31 protein-coding genes are annotated in these 24,095 nt (G+C 45.1%); 25 read left to right on the top strand and 6 right to left on the bottom strand.

The genetic code is table 11. The annotated features are described in order from the left end of the window. Positions 1 to 192: 192 nt before the first annotated feature. The gene (locus C3Y98_RS05370) at positions 193 to 1,029 is read right to left on the bottom strand and encodes an HDOD domain-containing protein (RefSeq protein ID WP_135277077.1); all 837 of its coding nucleotides are present in this window, start codon (positions 1,027 to 1,029) and stop codon (positions 193 to 195) included. Positions 1,030 to 1,237: 208 nt separating this feature from the next. On the opposite strand from C3Y98_RS05370, the gene map reads away from it, so the two are divergent. Both map and C3Y98_RS05360 read left to right on the top strand, forming a co-directional pair. Next, a complete protein-coding gene (gene map, locus C3Y98_RS05365; RefSeq protein WP_135277076.1) occupies positions 1,238 to 2,053 on the top strand; it encodes a type I methionyl aminopeptidase in 816 nt (271 codons plus the stop codon). A 31-nt stretch (positions 2,054 to 2,084) separates the two neighbouring features. Next, positions 2,085 to 4,703 carry a [protein-PII] uridylyltransferase gene (locus tag C3Y98_RS05360; protein WP_209308750.1) on the top strand — a complete coding sequence of 873 codons (2,619 nt, stop codon included), beginning with the start codon at positions 2,085 to 2,087 and terminating at the stop codon, positions 4,701 to 4,703. 21 nt (positions 4,704 to 4,724) lie between these two features. Here the strand turns inward: C3Y98_RS05360 and C3Y98_RS05355 are convergent, their stop codons facing one another. From C3Y98_RS05355 to C3Y98_RS05340, 4 genes are all read right to left on the bottom strand, one after another. Beyond that, on the bottom strand, positions 4,725 to 4,997 hold the full coding sequence (locus C3Y98_RS05355) for a cupin domain-containing protein (protein WP_135277075.1): 273 nt from the start codon (positions 4,995 to 4,997) through the stop codon (positions 4,725 to 4,727). Between the two features lie 74 nt (positions 4,998 to 5,071). Beyond that, positions 5,072 to 5,350 carry a cupin domain-containing protein gene (locus C3Y98_RS05350; RefSeq protein WP_015832114.1) on the bottom strand — a complete coding sequence of 93 codons (279 nt, stop codon included), beginning with the start codon at positions 5,348 to 5,350 and terminating at the stop codon, positions 5,072 to 5,074. A gap of 907 nt (positions 5,351 to 6,257) precedes the next feature. Further along, entirely contained in the window at positions 6,258 to 7,283 is a 1,026-nt protein-coding gene (locus C3Y98_RS05345; protein WP_135277074.1) for a phage portal protein, read from the bottom strand. Then, positions 7,283 to 9,058 carry a terminase ATPase subunit family protein gene (locus tag C3Y98_RS05340; RefSeq protein ID WP_135277073.1) on the bottom strand — a complete coding sequence of 592 codons (1,776 nt, stop codon included), beginning with the start codon at positions 9,056 to 9,058 and terminating at the stop codon, positions 7,283 to 7,285. Before C3Y98_RS05340 ends, C3Y98_RS05345 begins: the two co-directional genes overlap by 1 nt. 155 nt (positions 9,059 to 9,213) lie before the next feature. On the opposite strand from C3Y98_RS05340, the gene C3Y98_RS05335 reads away from it, so the two are divergent. From C3Y98_RS05335 to C3Y98_RS05240, 20 genes are all read left to right on the top strand, one after another. Next, positions 9,214 to 10,029 (top strand): GPO family capsid scaffolding protein, encoded by an 816-nt coding sequence (locus tag C3Y98_RS05335; protein WP_135277072.1) that lies wholly within the window; start codon positions 9,214 to 9,216, stop codon positions 10,027 to 10,029. Between the two features lie 56 nt (positions 10,030 to 10,085). Then, entirely contained in the window at positions 10,086 to 11,099 is a 1,014-nt protein-coding gene (locus C3Y98_RS05330; protein ID WP_135277071.1) for a phage major capsid protein, P2 family, read from the top strand. Positions 11,100 to 11,151: 52 nt separating this feature from the next. Further along, positions 11,152 to 11,853 carry a phage terminase small subunit gene (gpM, locus tag C3Y98_RS05325; protein WP_135277070.1) on the top strand — a complete coding sequence of 234 codons (702 nt, stop codon included), beginning with the start codon at positions 11,152 to 11,154 and terminating at the stop codon, positions 11,851 to 11,853. A 98-nt stretch (positions 11,854 to 11,951) separates the two neighbouring features. After that, positions 11,952 to 12,425: a head completion/stabilization protein gene (locus tag C3Y98_RS05320; protein WP_135277069.1), complete on the top strand. Its 474-nt coding sequence runs from the start codon at positions 11,952 to 11,954 to the stop codon at positions 12,423 to 12,425. Beyond that, positions 12,425 to 12,631 (top strand): tail protein X, encoded by a 207-nt coding sequence (locus tag C3Y98_RS05315; RefSeq protein WP_135277068.1) that lies wholly within the window; start codon positions 12,425 to 12,427, stop codon positions 12,629 to 12,631. The genes C3Y98_RS05320 and C3Y98_RS05315 overlap by 1 nt, the downstream gene beginning before the upstream one ends. Before the next feature lie 88 nt (positions 12,632 to 12,719). Continuing rightward, positions 12,720 to 13,142: a phage holin family protein gene (locus C3Y98_RS05305; protein WP_209308749.1), complete on the top strand. Its 423-nt coding sequence runs from the start codon at positions 12,720 to 12,722 to the stop codon at positions 13,140 to 13,142. Continuing rightward, a complete protein-coding gene (locus C3Y98_RS05300) occupies positions 13,139 to 13,948 on the top strand; it encodes an N-acetylmuramidase domain-containing protein (RefSeq protein WP_135277065.1) in 810 nt (269 codons plus the stop codon). Before C3Y98_RS05305 ends, C3Y98_RS05300 begins: the two co-directional genes overlap by 4 nt. Continuing rightward, positions 13,945 to 14,385: an Rz-like lysis system protein LysB gene (gene lysB, locus C3Y98_RS05295; RefSeq protein WP_135277064.1), complete on the top strand. Its 441-nt coding sequence runs from the start codon at positions 13,945 to 13,947 to the stop codon at positions 14,383 to 14,385. Before C3Y98_RS05300 ends, lysB begins: the two co-directional genes overlap by 4 nt. Next, on the top strand, positions 14,270 to 14,515 hold the full coding sequence (gene lysC, locus C3Y98_RS12935; RefSeq protein WP_425339463.1) for an Rz1-like lysis system protein LysC: 246 nt from the start codon (positions 14,270 to 14,272) through the stop codon (positions 14,513 to 14,515). The genes lysB and lysC overlap by 116 nt, the downstream gene beginning before the upstream one ends. Then, positions 14,508 to 14,987, top strand: coding sequence for a phage tail protein (locus C3Y98_RS05290; RefSeq protein ID WP_167759903.1), 480 nt, complete (start codon positions 14,508 to 14,510; stop codon positions 14,985 to 14,987). Before lysC ends, C3Y98_RS05290 begins: the two co-directional genes overlap by 8 nt. Next, positions 14,984 to 15,436, top strand: coding sequence for a phage virion morphogenesis protein (locus C3Y98_RS05285; RefSeq protein WP_135277062.1), 453 nt, complete (start codon positions 14,984 to 14,986; stop codon positions 15,434 to 15,436). The genes C3Y98_RS05290 and C3Y98_RS05285 overlap by 4 nt, the downstream gene beginning before the upstream one ends. A 76-nt stretch (positions 15,437 to 15,512) precedes the next feature. Continuing rightward, positions 15,513 to 16,109, top strand: a complete 597-nt coding sequence (locus C3Y98_RS05280; protein WP_135277061.1) for a phage baseplate assembly protein V — start codon at positions 15,513 to 15,515, stop codon at positions 16,107 to 16,109. Positions 16,110 to 16,120: 11 nt separating this feature from the next. After that, entirely contained in the window at positions 16,121 to 16,468 is a 348-nt protein-coding gene (locus C3Y98_RS05275) for a GPW/gp25 family protein (protein WP_209308748.1), read from the top strand. After that, positions 16,465 to 17,364: a baseplate assembly protein gene (locus C3Y98_RS05270; protein WP_135277059.1), complete on the top strand. Its 900-nt coding sequence runs from the start codon at positions 16,465 to 16,467 to the stop codon at positions 17,362 to 17,364. The genes C3Y98_RS05275 and C3Y98_RS05270 overlap by 4 nt, the downstream gene beginning before the upstream one ends. After that, on the top strand, positions 17,361 to 17,921 hold the full coding sequence (locus C3Y98_RS05265) for a phage tail protein I (protein ID WP_135277058.1): 561 nt from the start codon (positions 17,361 to 17,363) through the stop codon (positions 17,919 to 17,921). Before C3Y98_RS05270 ends, C3Y98_RS05265 begins: the two co-directional genes overlap by 4 nt. A 12-nt stretch (positions 17,922 to 17,933) precedes the next feature. Further along, positions 17,934 to 19,205 carry a gp53-like domain-containing protein gene (locus C3Y98_RS05260; protein WP_135277057.1) on the top strand — a complete coding sequence of 424 codons (1,272 nt, stop codon included), beginning with the start codon at positions 17,934 to 17,936 and terminating at the stop codon, positions 19,203 to 19,205. A gap of 9 nt (positions 19,206 to 19,214) precedes the next feature. Next, complete coding sequence (locus C3Y98_RS05255) at positions 19,215 to 19,673, top strand: DUF4376 domain-containing protein (protein ID WP_135277056.1); 459 nt, start codon at positions 19,215 to 19,217, stop codon at positions 19,671 to 19,673. Positions 19,674 to 19,675: 2 nt separating this feature from the next. Next, complete coding sequence (locus C3Y98_RS05250) at positions 19,676 to 19,978, top strand: hypothetical protein (protein ID WP_209308747.1); 303 nt, start codon at positions 19,676 to 19,678, stop codon at positions 19,976 to 19,978. Continuing rightward, complete coding sequence (locus tag C3Y98_RS05245; RefSeq protein ID WP_135277055.1) at positions 19,975 to 20,556, top strand: DUF7338 family protein; 582 nt, start codon at positions 19,975 to 19,977, stop codon at positions 20,554 to 20,556. Before C3Y98_RS05250 ends, C3Y98_RS05245 begins: the two co-directional genes overlap by 4 nt. Before the next feature lie 258 nt (positions 20,557 to 20,814). After that, the gene (locus C3Y98_RS05240) at positions 20,815 to 21,624 is read left to right on the top strand and encodes a DNA adenine methylase (protein ID WP_135277054.1); all 810 of its coding nucleotides are present in this window, start codon (positions 20,815 to 20,817) and stop codon (positions 21,622 to 21,624) included. Here C3Y98_RS05240 and C3Y98_RS05235 read toward each other — a convergent pair. Beyond that, the gene (locus C3Y98_RS05235) at positions 21,621 to 21,821 is read right to left on the bottom strand and encodes a hypothetical protein (protein WP_135277053.1); all 201 of its coding nucleotides are present in this window, start codon (positions 21,819 to 21,821) and stop codon (positions 21,621 to 21,623) included. The two genes, C3Y98_RS05240 and C3Y98_RS05235, sit on opposite strands and share 4 nt — an antisense overlap. A 126-nt stretch (positions 21,822 to 21,947) precedes the next feature. Between C3Y98_RS05235 and C3Y98_RS05230 the strand changes: the two genes are divergently transcribed. The 3 genes from C3Y98_RS05230 (at position 21,948) to C3Y98_RS05220 (ending at position 24,092) form a co-directional block, all read left to right on the top strand. After that, the gene (locus tag C3Y98_RS05230) at positions 21,948 to 23,132 is read left to right on the top strand and encodes a phage tail sheath protein (RefSeq protein ID WP_135277052.1); all 1,185 of its coding nucleotides are present in this window, start codon (positions 21,948 to 21,950) and stop codon (positions 23,130 to 23,132) included. A 63-nt stretch (positions 23,133 to 23,195) separates the two neighbouring features. Next, the gene (locus tag C3Y98_RS05225) at positions 23,196 to 23,711 is read left to right on the top strand and encodes a phage major tail tube protein (protein WP_245234327.1); all 516 of its coding nucleotides are present in this window, start codon (positions 23,196 to 23,198) and stop codon (positions 23,709 to 23,711) included. Between the two features lie 84 nt (positions 23,712 to 23,795). Next, complete coding sequence (locus tag C3Y98_RS05220; RefSeq protein WP_135277051.1) at positions 23,796 to 24,092, top strand: phage tail assembly protein; 297 nt, start codon at positions 23,796 to 23,798, stop codon at positions 24,090 to 24,092. Positions 24,093 to 24,095: the final 3 nt, after the last annotated feature.

Raw genomic sequence — 24,095 nt, 5'->3', positions numbered from 1 at the left:
CTCTCTTCTAAAGGGTTATCAATTCACACAACACCAGAAACACCCAGACATAAATCCAAGCACCCTAGAATGGGTTGTATGTAAATTAGCCATCACCAAATTAATGGCGAAGGTTTTGCAAGAAAATGCAAAGGCGGAATAATAACACCAAGTGACCGAGTTTGCTAGGCTTTGCTACACATTATTTTAAGATTATTGCACGTCAGGCACACCCACTACACGCATCACCCTATCCACATCTAGGCGCAGCAGTTCGGATATATCGCGGTAATCATCCGGCAGCGCTGCATCATCCCAGCCATTAGCCGAATGCCTCGCCAAGTTGACTGCTAGCGCAACATTCCTGACGCGCTGCTCGCCTGATGCACCATCCTGCATCAGCTTGCCAAGTAATGGCGGTAGCTGAAAAACATCGACTAACTGGACCTGTAAATCATGCAACACAAAACCCAATACTTCCTGTTGCACTACCTTGCTGCGCAAGGCCTTATCAGCAGTTTGCATACCATGAATAAGATTCATTTTTTCCGGGGCATAACACCACATCAACATCTCTGATAAATCATGTAACAGGGCAGCGATAAGCACTTCTTCCGCATGTAAATCATTCAAATGCGCAGCCCACTCGACCGCAAAGTTGGCGGCCCTGTGCGCACGCTTAATCAGCTTAAGCAACTGCATTAATGCAGTTAAGTTAGTTTTTAACGCATCTTCCACCAACGGCACTGGAGGGATGTTTCTAAAAAAAGTACCGGTACCCATCATCATAATCGCTTGCTCTACTTGAGCAAGATCTTGTAGCTGACTGCGGGATTTATGCTTTTGAGCGTAGCTAAGCACCTTAAAAACCATCATCGGGTCATTAAGTACTACATTTGTGATTGCACGGGCACTTAGATTGTCTTCATCTTCCTGCAGGCGCCCGATCTCACGCGCCGTTTGCTTAAGTACAGGGATTTCTGCAGTTCTCAAAAAGGTTACCCATGCATTTAAATCCCTTGCCGCCAAGTCTACGGGTATCGCCGCCATGTACCAATCTCCTTTTTTCTTGGCTATATTACATCTTACATTTTTAATCTGAAACAAAATCTATAAAAAAATAAAGATCATTATGATTAATCCATCAGCTCAATGAACGCCTCATCGAACGGCGTACCAGCAAAATTGTAGGCAGAGCCTCAAAAACAGATGGATATGCTATGATAAAATGACATATTAGCAATTTTCAATAAAACACATGGCAATCTCAATTAAAAATCAACACGATATCGAAAAAATGCGTATCGCAGGCAGGCTAGCCTCTGAAGTGCTGGATTTCATTACACCCTATGTAGTACACGGTGTAACAACAGAAGCACTGGACAAACTCTGCCATGACTACATCGTTGATGTGCAGAAAGCAATTCCCGCACCTTTAAATTACGCACCAGATGGGCACAAGCCGTACCCAAAATCAATTTGCACGTCTATTAACCAGCAGATTTGCCATGGTGTTCCTAGTGATAAAGTCCTAAAAAATGGCGATATCGTCAATATTGATATTACCGTGATCAAAGATGGTTACCACGGCGATACTAGCCGCATGTTTTATGTAGGTGAAGCCTCAATACAAGCAAAGCGTTTGTGTGAGATCACTTATCAGGCAATGTGGTTAGGCATTAATAAAGTGAAGCCTGGTGCGACATTAGGCGACATCGGGTATGCCATACAAACGTTTGCCGAAAAGAGTGGTTACAGTGTTGTACGTGAGTTTTGCGGACACGGCATAGGGACCGTGTTTCATGAGGAGCCTCAAGTGCTGCATTACGGTCGACCCGGTGCCGGGCTTAAGCTTCAGGCAGGCATGATGTTTACGATTGAACCAATGATTAATGCAGGGAAGCGTGATATTAAGCAAATGCCTGACGGCTGGACTATCGTGACTAAAGACCGCAGTTTATCTGCTCAGTGGGAACATACCATTTTAGTGACAGATACAGGCTATGAAGTCATGACGCTGTCCGCAGGCTCACCTCCTCCTCCAGCTTTCATTACCAACCCATCAAGCACTTAATGCCAGATTAATAAATGAACGATGGTGCAGCATGCAATTAGATAACAATATAGAATCCATCGAAATTTCAAAAGAAAGAATTGCTTTTTTACGTACCTCCTTAAAAAAGCAATTCTTAGCATTAAAAGAAGACTTTAACCGCCAACCTAACACCACCCGTCTGTTTAAACAGCATTGTAAGTTTATTGACCAACTCCTCGTGGAGTTATGGTCAGATTTACAAATTGATCCAGCTTGCTGCCTGATTGCTGTTGGCGGTTATGGTCGCGGTGAGTTATTCCCCTACTCTGACATTGACCTGCTGGTTTTAATACCAAACAAACCTCAAGAAAATAGCGCGCTAAATCAAAGCATTGAAAACCTAATCGGATTGATGTGGGATTTGGGGCTGAATATCGGTCACAGCGTACGCAACTTGGATGAATGCATCAGTGAGGCGCAAAAAGATATCACCGTGCAAACTAATGTACTAGAGTCGCGCCTGCTATCTGGCAATGCCACTATATATCAAGACTTTCTGGCAAACATTTCCAAGAATCTAAGCCCAATTGATTTTTTAAAAGCCAAATTAACAGAGCAGGACCTGCGCCACTCAAAATTTAACGACACCGCTTACAACCTAGAACCAAATCTCAAAGAAAGCCCAGGTGGGCTGCGTGATTTGCATATGATTATTTGGATAGCGCGTAGCTTGCAGGTTAAAAACAAGCAATACTCAGCCGGCAATCCTTGGGCTGCATTGGCAAAAGATCAAATTATCTCCGTGACTGAATCACGCCGCATTCGTCACCACGAAAAAAAACTACAGTTACTTCGCACGCACTTGCATTTTTTAAGCGGGCGGCGCGAAGACCGATTGTTATTTGACTTTCAGAACGATCTCGCAGCGACATTAGGTTACAGCAACACCCCACGCAGACGCGCGAGTGAGCAGCTTATGCAAAGCTACTACCGTAGCGTTAAATTTATTGAGCTTATGAACGAAATTGTGCTTAAGCTGCTAGAAGAGACTATTGTAGCGACACCGCCAGCAATTCGTGTCATCAACGATAAATTTGAAGCACGCAATGATTTGCTGGAAGCCAGAACTGCAAACCTGCTACAGCAAAATCCATCTGCAATTTTTGAAGCATTTTTGCTGTTACAGCAGCATCCTGAGTTATCAGGTATGGGCGCCACGCTGCTGCGCACGTTGCAGCGCGTAAAGCCATTAGTCAATAAAGACTTTAGGCACAATGCCAGCAATAAAAAAACTTTTATAGATATTCTGTCGCAACCTAGCGGCGTTAATCGCGCGCTACGTGCAATGAATCGATACGGGATACTTGGTAGCTATATTCCAGCTTTTGGCAAAATTGTTGGTCAAATGCAGCATGATTTATTTCACGTATATACGGTTGATGAACATATTTTGAATGTGTTGGCGAATTTACGACGCTTCGCTAAGCCTGAGCTCAAACATGAGTTTCCATTGTGTAGCCAGATTTTTGCAGCGTTTGATGCACCGCATTTACTGTATATGGCCGCATTATTTCACGATATTGCCAAAGGCCGCGGTGGCGATCACTCCACATTAGGCACAGTTGATGCATTTAAATTTTGCAAGTTACATCACTTACCTAAAGCTGACTGTGCGTTAGTGTCATGGCTAGTAGAAGCGCACTTAAAAATGTCATCCGTCGCACAAAAAACCGACTTATCTGACCCTAGTGTGATTGAGTCATTTGCGGGTTTTGTTGAAAATAAACGTAGATTAAACGCATTATACTTACTTACTGTTGCTGACATTCGCGGCACCAGCCCTGTGGTATGGAACGCCTGGAAAGCTAGATTGCTAGAGAGCCTATACTCTGCCACCAATCACGCTCTGTCAGACCCGGGCTTCCACGCTAAACAAACCATACAGCGACGCATTAAAGAAGCATCAGATAAACTGAGCAGGTTTGGCTTAAGCAATCATGCCTACGAGCCACTCTGGATACAGTTTGGGGAGCACTATTTTGTCCGCCATGAGAGCGACGAAATTGCCTGGCATAGCCGCTTGCTAACGCCACACCTTTATAGCGAAACACCTATCGTCCGCGCAAGGCTTAGCCCGCATGGCGATGGTATTCAGGTGATGATTTACATTAAAGACAAGAGCGACTTATTTGCGAGAATCTGTAACTTCTTTGACCGTATGGGTTATGGCATTGTCGAAGCAAAAATCTTTACTACTCAACATGATTACGCCTTAAATAGTTTTATTATTCTGGACCAGTCTGGCAAGTCTGTAAGCTACAGCGGCTTACTGAAGTTTATTGAGTTAGAGCTAGCCAATCAACTTGATGACCTATATCAGCTAGAGTCTCCACTTAAAGGTAGAGTAAGTCGCCAAGTGAAGCATATGCCGATTCAAGCACAGATTACCATCACCAAAGAGGCCGAGAATAACAATCACCGGCTGGAGATTATTGCTAATGACAGACCTGGCCTACTCGCCACGCTAGCACAACAATTTTTGAAATACGGCATCAAACTACATAATGCAAAAATCAACACCCTAGGCAATCGCGCTGAGGATACGTTTTTAATCTCAGACCAAAACGGAGAGCGCCTTGATTTTAACCGCGTGCATGCACTGCAAATGGCTTTGCTTGATGAAATTTAAGGAAAGATGCAGCTAGGCCATCTAGCCAAGCTGATAATGCTTTTTGAGTGGTTTCTTGACGTGCCAAACACAAGATAATCCAGCGGGGAATGTCACTAAGTCACCTACGGTGAAGCTCACTGGCTCGCCTTCAGATGGTTGCACTGTCACCTCCCCCTCCAGAATGTAAGCGATTTCCTGCGTGCTAAAACGCCAAGGGAATTGTGACACTTCTTTAGACCAAGTCGGCCAGCCTTTTACACCTAAGGAAGCCAGTTGCTCTGCACTAGGTTTTTCTACGATGATCTTACTCATTCCAAACTCCTTAGCAATAAAAAAAGCCCCGACGAATCGAGGCTTTATTTTAAGCTTTATTCACTAAATTGCAATTATGAATGCTTGTAGTGTTTTTTCAATTGTTTAGTTACTTCCCAGTTAGATTTCAAACCTTTAGGGAACACAACGAAATCACCTGCTTTAATCACAACAGTTTCGCCACCTTGTGGAGTTACATGGATTTCACCTTCAAGTACGTATGCACTTTCAGTTGCTGAATCAAAGTTAAGTGGGAATTTAGAAGGTGCGCAATCCCAGATAGACCAGCTTGATACGCCTAATTGTTTCAATTTCTCTTCTGATGGGTTGTGATCTACGATGATTTGAGTCATGTTAATTCCTAGGGTAATGTTTGATGATACTAACGTTAAAAAACAAAGCCGCTTAATTGTAAAGTTAAGCGGCTTAAAATTCTTGGCGGAAGAGGTGAGATTCGAACTTACTGAATTATGTAATCATAAGTCAACATACCTAATCAAATCATGCGTTTAACTAATCATGGTTAAACATAGATAGACATGGTTTTGCCCCAATTTTGCCCCATCTTTAATATATGCAAATACCGCACTTGCATACATCTGATGTACTTCCACTACAGGCACGCATTTTACAGGCAAACAAAAGTAAGCTCAAATCATATTTTTAAAATAGTTGACCCCATCGGAAAAAGGTAATATTGGTAATATTTTTTTAAAATATCGCTGTAATCGTTTATTCATGCGGTATTCGGATGATTAAGGAAAGGTAATATTTAAGTAATATATTGGTAATCACATTACCTTTTAATTTGTAATAATTTGAATATTTTTATTTGTTTAAAATCAAATACATATAAAAATATTACCTTTTGTATTACCTAATATTACCTTTTAAGGTAATTTAAAATATCTATACACATCAATAGGTTAAGCTGTTTAAAATGTATTCATTACCAATATTACCTTTTTCCGTTCATCAATTTTAAATTTCACAAAAATGCACATTAATTCGTTTATGCATGCAGCTGGTGCAAGTGTTTGCATAAACTATTTGCATGCGTCACACCTATCCCCCGCCACTGGCCGCGCCATTCAGCAAGTTTATGCACGCGCATAATTTTATGGGTATGAAGTGTGCGGGCGTGGCGGGGTCACGAGCGCGCGCGCTGGGTCAGAATAGAGGTTTTTTATTAAATATTTGATAGGCGTAAAAAAACCGCCGAGTGGCGGTTTAGTTTTCAATTGAGGTGTTGGCTAGCTACTACTTCGGCTGGTCACCTGATGAGTCAATTTTATAGTTGTTGAACTTTACTACTTCCATACCAAGCCAGTCATTCAGTTCCATAAACCTTGCTTGCAAAGGCGCCAACTCATTACGTGAGAATACTTCTGCTGTATCTGCTGGGTTACCAAAGCCGCCAGTATTGGTAGGAATGATACCCATCAACTGTGGTGGTACCCGATGCGCTGCCAGCTGATCATCACGCGTTACGTTCTTGATGTTAAAGAACTCATCCTTAGCAGCTACCTCAGAGACAGGTATTAACTGTATGCCATCCTTCTTACCATTGGGCGCATACATAAACAGGTTGCGGAAGTTGCCCGGGCCTTTAGAGTTTTTCAGCGCAGTTCTTAAGCTATCCACATCATCCTGCTTTTGAGCTGCATCTGTCATGTATAGAATAAAACCAGCATGGCTACCATTTTTATAATAGCGCCGGCGAAATAGCGTTGCATCCTCATTTAATAACGCAGAGTTTAGCGCAGGCAAATACTCTGGCAGTCCATACAACTCTTGGTTAAGGTCTGGCTCAATCAAATGAAAGATTGAACCCTTAGCAAACTCATGCTCTTGTTTGTAGCCGGTCACATAGTAATACTGATCTACATCTATCCCACGGCGTGTGTACTTAGCTAGCGCACTCTGAAGTGATAGTACCTTGCCTGACATTGCCTTTTTAGCCTCAAGGCAACCATTGCCAAAGACTAGGTAATCTAATGCCCACTTAGAAAACTCAGCACGGCTTAATAAGGGGTGCGGAATATAGCAGCTCACTAAGATATTACGTTTAACGTAAATGGCACTGCTATGATGCACAGAAGATCTAAACGCTTTAGCCAACCCAGCAAACGAGATTGGTGGCTCGTAATACTTACCAACTGGCATGCACTCCAGATAATCAAATATCTCGCTTTTATCTAACATAGCAATGGGATCACCAAAAGAAAACACCTCAGCTTTCGCATCTTCCGCTACGGTTAATTGTTTACCTGCTGACTTTTTCATTAGTAAATCTCCATCATTGAATTGTTAGTGTCGATTGAACCCTCTAGCGGCTCGTTTGCCATAGCGTGCATGGTTGCCCAAGCAATATCTGCATGGCTGGTTTCTGTAGAGCGCCCTGCTTTAAAAGTTATCTGGGTACCACTTGGTGTGGTCGTTTTCTTAATTGCCATAAATGAAGCTGAAACATCAGTCCATCCTGCATCAAACTCTAATCTTCGGTTGCTAATCACGTCCTTAGCTTTAAGCACCAGGCGCATTTTTATCTCTGGGCTATATGAGAACGAATGTACATTTGGAAAAAACGTCTTAACAATCTGATGAACACCATGACCTAAGCCGGTAACGTCAATGCCTATGTAAGTCACGTTATAACGCGTAGTCACTTTTCTGATCGCCTCAGCCTGTGCGGCAAAGTCCATCCCTTTGAACTGGTGACGCTCAATCATCCTAAACTTACCGCCAGCCACTAAAGGTGGTGCCAACACCACCAACGCAGAAGAGTCACCGCTTAATGCAGGGTCATAACCAACCCACACCTCGCGGAACCCAAGAGGACGCAGCGCAAATGGTTTGTAGTCATCCCAAACCGTCCAGCTATCCACCATGCAATCCTGCATCTCTGAAAGTGGAAACACAGAAGCCGCATCATCAATAAACTGGCATCTAAATAAGTTTTGGAACTCTTCAGGCCCATACTCAAGTAGCAGCTGCTGCAGATCAAACAAATCACAGCCGCCAGCCAGCGCATCATCAATCGTAACAATATGGCGCCACTGGCCATCAGGGCAAAGCACACCATTTTTAAGCACATGGTGCGCAACATCAAACTCAACCTTCTGATCCTTAGTGCGACCTTTGTTAAACAGCGCCCCACTCCAAAATGGATATGCATCATGCGCCAAGCTTGATGGCGTACTAAAATACGTTTGGCGCCAATGCTTATGTGCAGCCATGCCAGAGGCAACCTTGCGCAGCTCCTGAAATTTATTGATCCAGAAATACTCATCAACATACAAATTGCCGTGGTAACTTTGTGCAGTCTTAGAATTGGTACCTAAAAAATACAGCTCAGCCGCATTCGGTAAAACAATAGACTCACCAGTCAGCTCAACATCAGCACTCTCAGCGGCAAACTGCTTAATGTAACCCTTGAACACATGCGCCTGAGCCTTACTTGCGGATAGAAAAATCTGATTACGCCCAGTTTCAAGCGCATCACACAAAGCCTCCCGGGCAAAGAACCAAGTAGCACCAATCTGGCGGCTCTTTAGCAAGTTGCGCATCCGGTGCTTCATACCAGCTCGGTACCAGGTGCGCTGGTAATCAAACAAAGACTCTTTAAACGCGGTCAGCATCTTAGCTTGCTGATCTTCGCTAATCGCGTTCTTTTCAGGCTTGCGGCGTGGCCCACTGTTACGGTTAGCCACTTTCGGATTTAGGTCAGCCTCGTTGCCTGTTTTGTCGTGCTTACGCACCCTGCTCATGCGCTCCATTTGGCGCCCAAGCAAATCAATCTCTTTAAAGTCTATCGGCTCTTTTTTATCCTTGAGCACCAACTTATTCAATCGGCTCTCAATCGTAGCCTCCACCCTATCAGTCGGCTCTGTCTCATCCCATTTATCACGGCGCTTCCAACTGTGAATCGTGGCCTTTTTCTCGCCAATTAACTCAGCAATCCGTGCCACACGGTACCCACTCCAATACAAAAGACGCGCCTGTTTTCTAGGGTCTAAGTCCTCAGCTATTTTTTGATTAAATTCTGCAACGGCATTCATTCGTCAAGATTAGCCGTCAGCCTCGCGCACCAATATTGGCGGCGGTTCTATACCCGACAAATAGAACAGCAACGCATTGCTACTAGACGCCTGAATATTGACTATGTGTTCTTAGATTCAATTAACCAGTTAACAGCTTAAAAAGCGAGGACACTATGCCATTAACCAAATTTTTCCGAGTTGCCGTGGAAGGTGCCACAGCAGATAACCGCGAAATATCCCGTAGCGATATCGAGCAAATGGGCAAAAACTACAACCGCGATAAATATGGTGCACGCATTTGGCTTGAGCATATTCGCGGCATTTTGCCAGACAGCCAATTTAAAGCGCTTGGCGATGTGATTGAAGCTAAATCAGAAGAAGTAGAGATCGCCGGTGAAAAGAAACTAGCTTTATTTGTGAAATTAGACGTCACTGAAGAGTTGGTAGAGTTCAACAAAAAACGTCAGAAGATTTACACATCAATTGAAATTCAGCCAAATTTTGCTAAATCAGGCGAAGCTTACCTATTCGGCCTAGGGGTAACTGATAGCCCATCTTCACTTGGCACAGAAGCATTAAAACTATTCTCTAGTCGCAAGCAACAAACAGAGAACATTTTCACTGTAGCGGAAGAAACCGTCATTGAACTTGAAATTGAACAAACCACAGAAGGCTTGGGTGCTCAATTATTCAACAAAGTAAAAGACCTGCTGACAAAGAAAACTGCTAGCGACACTGAAAACTTCACTGGCGTAAGCAAAGCAGTAGAAGAAATTGCCATCAGTCAAAAGTCAACACTAGATCAATTCGCCACACAGCAATCCACGATTGACTCACTCAATACATCAATCAAAAAGCTGACTGAAGAAAGCGCAGCAGACCGTAAAGCGTTTACAGAGTTTAAGGCGCAAATGGACAGTCAGCCTAATAACCAACACAGCCGTAAACCGGCAACAGGTGGCGATGGCACAGTCGCAACCGACTGCTAATTCAAACGGTAAACAAACAACCCATTTAAAACTTCAATCCCAACCCGGAGCGCACGATGAAAAACGATACCCGCGTTAAATATAACGCCTACCTTGCCCAAGTGGCCGCACTCAGTGGCGTTAGCAGTGCTGTTGAGAAATTCACAGTAAGCCCAACAGTGCAGCAAACCATAGAAAATAAAATGACAGAATCGGCTGACTTTTTAGGCCGCATCAATGTTGTTGGCGTTAGCGAGCAACAAGGTGAAAAGCTAGGTTTAGGCATTGGTGGCCCAGTAGCTGGCACCACAAATACTGCGACAAATGACCGTACAACCACAGACCTAACCACGCTAGATGCAATTGGCTACGTTTGCACACAAACTAACTTTGACACGCATCTAACATATGCAAAATTAGATGCATGGTCTAAGTTTGCAGACTTCCAAACACGCATTCGTGACGCAATCTTAACGCGCCAAGCACTAGATCGCATCATGATCGGTTTTAACGGTACCAGCCGTGCTGCCACTAGCGACAAAGGCGCCAACCCATTACTGCAAGACGTAAACAAGGGCTGGTTACAAAAATACCGCGAAAATGCCCCAGAGCGCGTAATGGATGAGATTGTTGCAGCATCTAACGCCATCAAAATTGGCGATGGTGGTGGTGACGACTATAAAAACCTAGACGCACTCGTGTTTGACATGATCAACAACCTAATCGAACCGTGGTACCGCGAAGATACCGACCTCGTAGCTGTGGTAGGCCGTGGCTTAATGGCAGATAAATACTTCCCATTAATCAACGCAACACAAGCCCCAACCGAGCAGTTAGCAGCGCAAGTGGTACAAAGCCAAAAGCGTATCGGTGGCATTCCTGCTGTATCCGTGCCTTACTTCCCAGCTGGCAAAATCTTGGTCACACGCCTGGATAACTTAAGCGTGTACTGGCAAGAAGGCGCACGCCGCAGAACGGTGGTTGATAACGCTAAACGTGACCGTATCGAAAACTACGAGTCATCAAATGACGCTTACGTGGTTGAAGACTACGGCTGCGGTGCATTAGCAGAAAACATTGTGATCTCTTAACTGAAATCACAACAACTTAAGCAATAAGCCAACCATTACTGAAAGAAAAAACATGACCAGTCCAGCACGCAAACACTTTGAGAAAACAACCGCCGCCTTGCAAGCCGAAGAAGGCAGCGGTCAAGAGCGCAGCCTAGCGAATGCAAACCAATACGAGCTTATGCTCGTAAAGCTAGCGGCAGATAAACGCCGCCTAAGCGAAACGCAATCAATGGAGGCACGCGCCGTAATCAAACGTGAGCTACTGCCAGATTACACCGCATGGGTAGATGGTGTAATTGAAGGTGATCAAGGCGTGCAGGACAATGTTTTGATGACAGTAATGGTTTGGCATATTGATGCAGGCAACCTAGCCGAAGCAATCAAAATTGCCGCCTACGCAATTAAACACAAGCTAAAAATGCCTGATCAATATCAGCGCCAGACTGCGGTAGTGATCGCTGAAGAAATCGCAGACTTCTACCTAAAAGCACACAACGCTAAAGAGCCGATTGATATTGAAATCATCCGTAAAGCCATGGATGTCACGCTAGATCAAGACATGCCAGACGAAGTAAAAGCAAAGCTCTACAAAGTATTGGGTTACGCACTATTAACCGATGAATCACTAGTGCCATACGAGCTAACACGCCTCAACTATGCATTAGATTGCTTCACACGAGCATACAAGCTGCACGAAAAATCAGGTGTTAAAAAAGACATCGAATACGTACAGCGCCAACTCAAGAATTTAGCCGCGCAAACCGCAGCATAACCGAGCGTACCCCGCACTGGATGGCAAAGGGTGATTAATCGGACTGGTCTCCTACTATTAATCACCCTTTCCACCATCCAACTAAGGACAAAATCAGCATGACATTTCAAGTAACCGCCACAGTGCCAGTAGCAGAAGAAAATGAAGCGGTAATCGTCAACGATGGCTGGTTCCCAGATGTAAGCCTCACCACCATACGTGATTTAATTCGCATAGACGGCACCATCACCTCACCACGGTTAAGAGAGTTAACCATTAATGCCATTTATACGGTTAACAGCGAGTTAGTCAAATGGAAGCAAACCAAGGTAGCAAACGGCCACGAAAATCTAGCAGCCGTACCAGCAAGCACGTTAGATAACATCAGTACGAACATACAGCGCTACACACTCGCTGTTTCCTGCCTAACTAAAGCCAACATTATTGAACGCTATCCTGATTACGACAGCAGTAATGAAGGCAACAAGCGTGCCGATGATCTAGAGCCAAGCGTTGGTAATTTACAACGTGACGCACGCTGGGCCATCAACGATATTTTAGGCATTAGCCGCACCACCATCGAGCTAATTTAATGGTTATTTATGCTAACCAAGGTGACACAGTAGACAGCCTCTGCTACCGCTACTACGGCAGCACAAAAGGCATGAGTGAGCTAGTTTTTAAAGCCAACCAAGGCCTTGCATCAATAGGTGATGTTCTGCCAGTTGGCCACCCAGTAGAAATGCCAGACGCACCAACCAAAACCAACAATAAACAAGTAGTGCAACTATGGGATTAATGAATGAGAGTAGACGACATTGCAACCGCATTTGAAGAAACAGATAGAGCCGAAGCACTTAAGTATAGAAAACCTACGGTGCAACCATGTGGTAAATGCCGCAACTGTTGGGAGCCAGTCGGAGAGCAAGTTTTATTCTGCGATGCCGATTGCCGTGACGATTATGACAAAAGACAGAAAGCCAAAAAGCATGCCTGAAAAAGACCCTACCACTTATCAGCTCATCACTTATGGATGGGTAATCTTTCTGTCCTGCTGGGGCGGCTTAGTTTCTTTTATCAACAAAGTTAAAAAAGGTGAAGCTCGCGCCTGCAACTTTGTGGAGTTAATCGGTGAGATTGTAACGGCTGGGTTTGCTGGTGTCCTCACATTCTGGCTATGCGAAGCAGCAAATTTTAATGCGCTTATCACAGCTGCAATAGTAGGTATTTCAGGACACATGGGCAGCCGCGCAATTTATGCAATGGAAATCTGGCTAACCAACAAACTTAAAAACAGGAGTCCACTATGACAACAGCTTTAATCCGCAACGGTGATCTAGGCGATGCAGTACGTGAAGTAGAACGCCTGCTAGTAGCACAGGGTTACAACGTCAAAGAAGACTCACTGTTTGATGCAAACACCGAGCAAGCAGTTAAAGCATTTCAAACTAAAATGGGCTTGGTTCCTGACGGCTTGGTGGGTGAAAAAACCTTACAAACATTAAGAACGCGTAATAAAAACCCAAAGTTTCTCACGCAACAGCACATCATCGCAGCTGCAGAAGCATTAGGCGTATCAGTGCCAAGCATCATGGCCGTGAACGAAGTAGAAAGCAACGGCGCTGGCTTCTTTGAAGATGGCCGGGCAAAAATACTGTTTGAGCGCCACATCATGTATCGCCGCCTTAAAGCAGCTGGCTACGATGCAGACACCCTCGCTATCAAATACCCTAAATTGGTAGGTCAAGTGCCTGGTGGTTACCGTGGCGGCTGGCCAGAGTACACGCGCCTTAAATCAGCACAAGCCATTGATCACGACATCGCGCTAGAGTCCTGCAGCTGGGGGCAGTTCCAAATCATGGGCTACCACTGGAAGGCACTAGGCTATAACAGCATTCAACACTTTGTTGAGAGCATGCAAAGTGGCGAGGCTGCGCAACTCACCGCATTTGTTCGCTTCATTCAGGCCGATGTAACGTTACACAAAGCGCTAAAGGCAAAAAAATGGGCAGACTTCGCACGCATCTACAACGGCCCTGCTTACAAAAACAATATGTACGACACCAAACTAGCCCGTGCTTATGACCGCTATGCGGAAGAAACGGCCACAGCATGACCAATATTAAAACATGGATAATCGTTAGCTTAATCATTACGTCCGTAGCAGCTGTAGGCATTCTCGCCTATAAAAACAAATCTCTCACCGGTGATAACAACTTGTTAACGGTAGAGCGTAATGCAGCAAAGGCACAGGTAAACGCGCAGCAGGAAATCATCACGCAGATTACAACGCGCGAAAAAGAAAACCAAGCAGCACACAGCAATCTAATTGCGCAGCTATCTACCACTAAAAACCTATTAACCAAGCACGAGCAAACTATCCGCACATTGGAGCAAGAAAATGAGCAAATTAAAACATGGTCTAACACTCGCCTGCCTGATCCTGTTATCAGCTTGCGGCAGCACCCCACCTTTACCGGAAGTCAGGATTATAGAAATTGGCTGTCCGAGCGTGACGCGCTGCCAATTACCAGCCTCCAACCCACAAACTAATGGTGACTTGCGCCGCAATGTAGAGGCGGCAGAAGCAGCATGGCACGATTGTGCGTCTCAAGTAGATGCCGTTTACGAATGCCAACAAAAACAAAGTAACCGTACAAGCACAGGCTCAAAAAATGAATAAACCAAGCAGCTTGCGTACTGCGTTAGAAGCAGCCCTCCCAGAGTTGAAAAAGAACCCAGAGCGAGTGCTGGTTTTTATCGATAAAGGTCAAATCGTCAGCACACAAGCACCGACCTTTAGCTTTGAGTACCACTACACGCTGAATGTCATCATTACAGACTACAGCGCCCACTCAGACAATATCTTTATCCCGCTATTGGTTTGGGTGAGAGAGCATCAGCCAAGCTTACTCACTGGCAAGCCAGATAGTGGCATGAGTTTTGAGGCAGAAATAATCAACCATAAAAACACAGATATCAGCATCACACTTGCGCTCACAGAGGCTGTTATTGTTACCTTAGAGCAAGGGAAGCTAGTCTCTCGCCATGCAGAAGAGCCTAAATTACTCGACATCACCGGCCCTACTGGCTGGCAGTTATTCGCTAACGATAATGAAGTACTGCAAACGCCGCTTGAAGTTATTATCCAATGACTGATGATGTAAAAAAACTAGAAGTGTTCGCCCAAGGCTTGGTGCAAAACCTTAACGGTACCGCACGCCAATCGCTATCGAGAGAAATAGCCAAAGACCTAAGAGCATCACAAGCGCAGCGCATTACTGCACAGCGTAACCCAGACGGCACTGCATACGAGCCACGCAAACCACAAAAACGCAGTAAAAAAGGTCGCATAAAACGTGCTATGTTTACTAAAATTAAACTTAACCGGCACTTAAAAGCCAAGGCCACACAAAACCAAGTGAGCATCTCGTTTACGCCACAAGTAGAGCGCATCGCAAAGGTTCACCAGTTTGGCCTGCGTGATCGTGTCAGCCGCATCCGTAACCTCACTGTTAAATACCCAGAGCGCCAGCTACTAGGCTTTACCGATGCAGATATCAACCACATCAAAGACCAGGTGATTGATCACTTAGCAAAGTAACTCGCCATAGTTCTATTTATTACGTATAGAACTGCCCTAGCCACACTACTATTTTGCACTTAGTTAAATTCATCACATGGATTTAGCCCTACTCTCCCGATTAATTGAAAACCTCATCCGTGTAGGCACAATACACGAGGTTGATCACGACCAAAAAGTTTGCCGTGTGGCTAGTGGCGGCTTGACTACAGGCTGGTTACGTTGGTTTAACTTACGTGCCGGCACAACTAAAGATTGGGATCCACCAACCGAAGGTGAGCAATGCATTGTATTAAGCCCAAGTGGTGAAGTTGCTGCAGGTGTAGTGCTAGTTGGCCTCTACAGTAACGCCTTTAATGCACCAAGCACCAACCCTGAAGAATGCGTGCGTGAATACCCAGACGGCGCCATCATAAGCTACAACCATGCTACTGGTGCACTTAATGCCACTGGTATTAAAACCGCACTGGTACAAGCTGCCACATCCATCCTGATTGACTGCCCACAAGTCACCTTCACAGGCAAGGTCAACATTCAAGACTTACTCACATATGAAAACGGCATGGTCGGCTATGCAGGCGAAAACACTGGCGCAAATATTACTGGTGACGTTACAGCGGACGGCATCAGCCTCGTACACCACCTACACCCCGGCGTTGTGGCCGGTGGTAGCAACACAGGCCAGCCAGTATGAAAAGCATAGGCATGAACGCAAAAACTGGCCGCAAAATTACAGATATAGAACATATCTGGCAAAGCTGCCGCGACATTTTAACCACGCTCATCGGCACACGCATCGAGCGCCGCGACTACGGCTCACTGCTGCCTGAGATGATTGATCACCCACACAACGCCCCAAACAACTTAAGGCTTATTGCAGCCACGGTTAGCGCATTAGCAAAGTGGGAGCCACGTATCGCCATTAGGCAAGTAAACGTCACATTAGGCGCTGAAAATGGCGCAACTAATATTGACATGCATGCGGTGCGTATTGATGGCCCACAAGCTGGCAATAGCCTATCTATTAACATCCCTATCGGCGGCCTAAGATGACTGTAGCCATTAACTTATCAGAGCTTCCAGCACCAAGTCTGATTGAAGACTTAGACTTTGAATCTATCTTGCAAGATTACAAAGATCAGCTAATTCTATTAGCCCCTGAGTGTGCAGAAACCTTAACACTGGAATCAGAGCCACTAGTAAAGCTTATGCAACTAGCAGCATGGCGTGAGTTAAGGCTAAAGGCTCGCTATAACGATGAAGCTAAAGCAGTATTACTTGCATACAGCTCAGGGCCAGACCTTGATCACATCGGCTTTACTTACTATCGCGGTGAGCTGCGACTAGTCATTACTGAGGCAGACCCTGACGCATTCCCACCAGTTGAGCAAGTGATGGAGTCAGACACAGACTTCCGAAACCGCTTGGCACTTAAACCAGAGTCTTACTCATGCGCAGGCCCATCTGAGGCTTACAAATTCCACGCACTAAGCGCACACGGCATGGTGAAAGACGCATTTGCATCTAGCCCAGTACCAGGCACAAGCCTAGTCACCGTTCTATCACGTGAGGGGCAAGGTGTACCAAGCCAACCAATACTCGATGCAGTTGAGGCAAGAGTTAACCCCAATAACATCAGACCAATGTGTGAAGAAGTCATCGTGCAAGCGGCTGAAATCATCACCTACACGCTAAACGTAGGCTTAAAAGTATACAAAGGGCCAGACCACAACTTAATCGTATCCGCATCTAACAATGCAGTTGCTAACTATATAGAAACCAGCCGCAAATTAGGCGTAAGCCACACCATTGCAGGCTTTCATAAAGCAGCAAAGCAAGAAGGAGTTTGGGATGTAACGCTAAATATTAGTGAAAACATCACAGTGGCGGATCATCAAGCAGCATTCTGCACCGAATTAACGGTGGCAATTGTGGAGATTACAGGATGACGCTACTCCCAAAAAACACCACCCCACTTGAGCGTGCGCTAGAAAAAGTGCTCACTAATTATGAGAATGAAAAGCAAATCCCTAACCTATGGAGCGCGCAAACCTGCCCTAAAAGCTTACTGCCATGGTTAGCGTGGGCAAACTCAGTTGATGACTGGGAGACCGATTGGTCAGAGCAGAAAAAACGTGCGGCCATTGAAGAGTCAATCCCAATTCACGAGCGCAAAGGTACCCCTCAAGCAGTATTAGATGCACTAGCAATTCGCGGTCATCCAGATGCAATTCTTATTGAGCGCGCTAATTACATCAAACACAACGGTGAAGCTACGCGTAATGGCCTACGCCGCCGTGGTGGGCCTACACAATGGGCAACTTTTCGCATTGTCCTGCAGCGCCCGATCACCATAGATCAATCACAGGCAATCCTACGCATGATCGCTTCAGTAAAGCGTAACTGCTGCCATTTGGTCGATATGGATTTTACTGCAGCAGCTTTAAGACACAACGGTAATGCAACACGTAACGGCAGTTATACACGCGGATTAATTACGATTTAACAGGAGTAAACGATGACAGGTTTAGTAGAAGGTAATGCATGGGAAGCTGAGATCTACCAGTTAGAAACAGACGACCCTGTGATGGGTGGTGCTGAAGGGATTGATAACCTACAAGCAAAACAATTGGCAAGCCGTACGCAATATTTGTTAGCTCAATTGCTATTACGCGCAACATTGGAGTCACCAACATTTACTGGCGACCCTAAGGCACCTACCCCTGCGGCTGCTGACAACGACACATCAATTGCTACCACTGCATTTGTGAAAACGGCTATTGCAAACTTAGTAGCTTCATCTCCTGCAGCGCTAGACACATTAAACGAACTAGCCGCAGCCTTAGGTAACGACGCTAACTTTGCAGCTACGATGACAGCTGCTTTAGCTTTAAAAGCCCCATTGGCTTCACCCACATTCACAGGAGACCCCAAAGCACCTACACCTGCATCTGGTGATAACGACACGTCAATTGCTACCACTGCATTCGTACAAGATGCAATTAGCCAAGCCCTATACCAATTAGATTACAAAGCCAGCGTAAAGGTCGCTTCAACTGCTGCAATTAACTTAGCAGCACCTGGTGCAAACATTGATGGTGTGGCGATGGTTATTGGTGATAGATTTTTAGAAAAAGACAATGCTACTGCAGCTAACCGTGGCATCTATATTTGGAATGGTGCGGCAGTGCCAGCCACTAGAGCCTTAGATGCCGATACCGGGGCTGAGATAAACAGCGGCGCAATCATTCTAGTTGAACAAGGTGCTACCAATGCAGATACTAACTGGCAGGTTACCAACGATGGTGCGGTGACGATTGGCGTCACTGGTTTAACGTTTCAGAAGGTTGGCGCCTCAACAGTTGTCACTGCTGCTAGCGACCCTACTTTTGTGGACAACAGCAGTAGTGCGGCAAGCACTAGCTGGATTCGTGGTGCCATGTCAGCAATAGCTGTGGCGGCTGGGTTTTCTTACTCATTTACTACAAATGGTTTTATTAAATTCCCAGATTGGCTAGGGGGTATTATTTTCCAGTGGGCAACTGGTGCGACAGACCCGGCAAATAACACAGAGGTTAGTCAAACCGTCACATTCCCGCTTGCTTTTGTAACCGCAGCATATTTTTCTAGCGTTTCAACTCAGCAAGCGTCTGCATCTGGTGCTTGTGATTTGTTTTATCAATCGTCACCACCTACATTAACTAATATGGTTGTTCAGAGAAATCAAACTGGAAGTGCGTCAAGTAACGGCGTTACTACGGCACCTAAAGTTTTTTTAATTGGTAAATAAGGATCAGTAATGAAAGCAAAATACTCAAAATTAACTGGTGGAGTTTATGTTGTTGGAGCTTCCAAAAATATTCCAGATGACGCTTTGGATATTCCTGATGAGCTTTATAGTCGCTACTGCAACGCCCAACTAAACAAATTTGACGTTGTTAATGGTAAGGTAGTTGAATATGTAGCACCGCCACCAACTCAGGATGAGTTGGATGAGCTGGCAGTAATTCAGGCTAAAAAAGATAAGTTACTAGCACTTAATTCAATCACAGTCACCACATCCAGTGGCAAAATATTCGACGGAAACGAAACCGCTAGAAACAACATGTTAAGCGCAATTACAGCAGCTAATTTTATTGGCCAAACAACGGCAAACTGGAAGCTTGCGGACAACACAATTGCGCTAGTAACGCTTGATGAGGTTCATGAGGCCTTGGCGCTATCAATCCAGCGCGTTGGTGAAATCGTCACGGCATAAGCATGAAGTGGCGCTTATACATGCTAGGTATCTGGGTGCTGTGCCAAGCAGCTAACCTTGTTGCAGCAGTTTGGATGCTCTGTGCCATTATCAGCGGCAGTAATCGCGCCTTGTTAATCGCTAAATCTTTCGACCAATTAGGTAATGCAACTACTGGTGGTAATGAAGATGAGTTAATCAGCAGCAGAGCTGCGAAAGCACGTAAACGCGGTGAAAAATGGGCATGCGTACTTTGTAAGATATTAGACAAGATTGAAGCTAACCACTGCGAAAACTCCATTGAATACGATGAAGGAAAACCATGAACGTTATAATCTGGCTTTTATATTTTATTCCAGCACTAGCTATTGAGCTGGCCTGTTACCTGCTGGCGCCATTGGTTGCCTGTTTCATACGAAAACAGGTACGTCATGATGTCGTCAAGCGCCTTAACCGACAATACGTGACTATGCCGCGTGAATACATCATCACACCACTCTATTGGTTTCAAACTCATGATAACGCGGTTGATGAGTGGTGGTATGGGATGTACAACACCGACCACTGGTTTGCATTCGCAAGGGCATGGACACAGTCAGATTATGATCGTAAATCGTTAATTCGCTATTACTGCCGATTAATGTGGTTATGGCGCAATTGCGCATATGGCTTTCACTATGCGCTATTCAGTCGTCCGAAAGAAAGCTATTGCCGTGTTTATGCAAACGGCATTGAAGGTGCTGGATTTTGGTACGAGCTAAAAGTGTTTAAAAAAAGCTTTCAGTTTGAGTGTCATGTACCCTTGGGTAAAAGGTATCTAACGATAAATGTCGGCTGGAAATCCCATAAGCAAAAAGATAGGTTACTTTATGCCAACAGGTTTATTGGGTTTAGGAGTTATTAGCAGATTAACCGCCAAGTGGCGGTTTTTTTTGAGCCTATAAATTACCGTGTTCTAAATAATCATAATTAGAACCAAATTTTATGGAAGTATTTTTTTAAAGCATTAAGGTGTTGAGAGAGCGATCAAAGCCATGCGTCAACATGACAATGATCACTTCCACACACAGAACCAACCTGTGCATATCAGCTAAAGCTCCCTGCCATGTCGACACGGCGGCGCTAGTTTAGCTGATGATTAATCACAGCGAAAGGTTTTGTTATGTCAAATGCAGTGCCAGTTATCCCTTGGATGGGCGGTAAACGCCGTCTTGCCGACAAGTTAATCCCCCTATTCCCAGCCCATGAATGTTATGTAGAAGTGTTTTGCGGCGGTGCAGCACTCTACTTTCTAAGGCCGCAGCCAGCAAAGGTTGAAGTCCTCAACGATATCAATGGTGATCTAGTACGCTTGTATCGTGTACTCCAAAGCCACCTTGAAGAGTTCGTCCGTCATTTTAAATGGTCTATCAGTAGCCGCCAGCTGTTTGAATGGGCAAAGATGACCCGCCCAGAAACCCTCACAGACATTCAACGCGCAGCACGGTTTTATTATCTGCAGCACCATGCGTTTGGCGGCAAAGTTGAAGGTCAAAACTACGGCACAGCCACAACCGCACCAGCCATCAATATATTACGCATAGAAGAAAGCCTATCAAATGCATGGGTAAGGTTGGCACAAGGCACGCAAGTTGAAAATCTGCCATGGCTAGACTGCATGAAACGCTACGACAGGCCGCACAGCTTCTTTTATTGCGACCCACCCTACTGGCAAACAGAGGGTTACGGTGTGCCGTTTGAGTTTGAAGAATACGAAAAAATGGCAGCCTTCATGAAAACCTGCAAAGGCAAGGTGATGGTAAGCCTAAACGATCACCCAGATATCCGTGCTGCATTCGATGGCTTAACTATTCTAGACGGTGAAGCCTTAGGCATTAAGTACAGCGTAGCCAATGTGCACGGTAGCGCAGAAACCAGTAAAGAAGTTGTGATCACGAACTACGACCCAATGAAAGCCAGCGGCCTCTTTTAATCTTTATCATTAAGGTACTCTTGAAACAGTTTAATAGCCGAGAGTACCTTTTCTTTACCATCGGCCACATGCGCAAAGTATAAGGCCACGGCTGTATCTACTGATCCAGCATGCACCAGCACAAAACGCGCAGCCTCTACCACTCTAAAATCCAGTTTAACTTTTAACTGGCATTGGTTAAATTCATCGTTAGTCATTCAAGCATTATGACGCAACCACATAACGCGTTCTATATAAATCAATTAGAACTGTCGCAACACACATACACAATCGCATTCGGCAAGCTACGCGAATTGACCCACTCAATAGCTTGGAGAATATAAATGCCAGTCGATTATCACCACGGCGTCCGTGTAACAGAAATTACAGAAGGCACGCGACCTATTCGTGTTATTAATACATCCATTATTGGTATGGTTTGCGCTTCAGACGATGCTGACGCTGCAGCCTTTCCACTAAACAAACCTATCTTAATCACCAATGTGCAAGCCGCAATCGGCAAGGCCGGTGTATCTGGTAACCTTGCAAAATCACTAGATGCAATTGCAGACCAAACCAATACGCTAGTAGTGGTTGTGCGTGTTGAAGAAGGCGAAGGCGTAGATGCTGCAGCACGTGAAGCAGACCTCAACACTAAAATTATCGGCACTACAACAGCTCAAGGCCAATACACCGGCATGAAAGCACTGCTAGCAGCCAAAGCGCAGCTAGGCGTTACCCCTCGCATTTTAGGCGTGCCAGATCACGACACATTGCCAGTAGCAACAGAGCTAGTAAGCATTGCTCAAAAGTTACGTGCGTTTGCTTATGTTCATGCTAACGGTGCAGAAACTAAAGAAGATGCAGTCGCCTACCGCGATAACTTTGGCGCACGTGAAGTAATGGTTATCTGGCCAGAGTTCTTAACTTGGAACGGTGCAGCAACAGTAGGCTCACCAGTAGCACGTGCATTAGGCTTACGTGCAAAACTAGATAATGAAATCGGTTGGCATAAAACCATTTCAAACATACCAGTGAATGGCGTCATTGGTTTAAGCAAAGATATCTTCTGGGATCTACAAGACCCCGCAACAGACGCAGGCTATTTAAATGCAGAAGAAGTCACCACACTAGTTAACCATAGCGGCTACCGCTTCTGGGGGTCACGTACATGTTCTATTGACCCTAAATTTGCTTTTGAAAACTACACCCGTACTGCACAAGTGTTAGCCGACACAATTGCAGAAGCGCACATGTGGGCAGTAGATGCGCCATTAAACCCAAGCTTGGCTCGCGACATTATCGAAGGCATCAAAGCTAAATTCCGCGAACTTAAATCACTCGGCTACATTATCGATGGCGATTGCTGGTTTGACCCAGAACCAAACACCGCAGAGGTGCTGGAGTCAGGCAAGCTATATATCGATTACGACTACACCCCAGTGCCACCGCTTGAGAACTTAATGTTCCGTCAACGTATTACCAACCGTTACTTGGTGGACTTTGCCGATCTAATCGCACAGGCCTAACACACACTGGCACCTTGTAATGCACCTGGTGCCAGTATCTAAAGTAAATTCAGTAAAGGAAAAATGATGGCACTCCCAAGCAAACTCAAGAACTTTAACCTCTTTAACGATGCAAAAAGCTACTTAGGCCAAGTGCCAGAGCTTACATTGCCAAAATTAGGCCGGGTGATGGAAGAATACCGCGCCGGTGGTATGAACGGCCCTGTGAAAATTGATTTAGGCCAAGCAGGTATAGAAGCAGAAGTCACACTAGGCGGCTTAGTAACGCAAGTGTTTCAGCAATACGCGAGCACTCGCGTTGATGGCATGCTGTTGCGCTTTGCTGGTGCATATCAGGAGGACACAACATCAATCGTATCAGCGGTTGAGGTGGTTATGCGTGGCCGTATTGAAGAAATTGACTCAGGCAACGCCAAAGTAGGTGAAAACAGCGACATGAAAGTAAAGCTTACTCTCAGCTATTACAAGTTAACAATAGATGGTGCTGAAATCATCGAGCTAGACCTAACCAACATGGTTGAACGTGTAAATGGCATAGACATGCTTGCAGATCAACGCAAAGCTATCGGCCTAAGCTAACCATGCGTGAAGGTTGGGACGGCTACTAACCCTAACTACTGCGCTAATTTAGCGCAGTAACTTTAATAAATTATGGAGACTCAAATGACACAATCAAATTCAATTCCCTTAGATACACCAATCAAACGTGGTGAAAAAGAAATTACAGAAGTTACTTTACGCAAGCCAGACTCAGGTGAACTTCGCGGGACAAACCTGACTGATTTGCTTCAAATGGATGTAGCAGCATTAGAGAAAGTAATCCCTCGCATTAGTGACCCATCGCTTACTCTATATGAAGTTCAACACCTAGACCCAGCAGATTTAATGCAATTCGGTGCAGTGGTGAGCAGTTTTTTGTTACCGAAAGCAACAATGCAGGCGGCCTACCAACCCGCGTAGAAG

Origin of the sequence: Methylotenera oryzisoli (assembly GCF_004661485.1) — a bacterium.
GTDB lineage: Bacteria > Pseudomonadota > Gammaproteobacteria > Burkholderiales > Methylophilaceae > Methylotenera > Methylotenera oryzisoli.
This window is presented reverse-complemented; position numbering and strand designations above follow the sequence as displayed.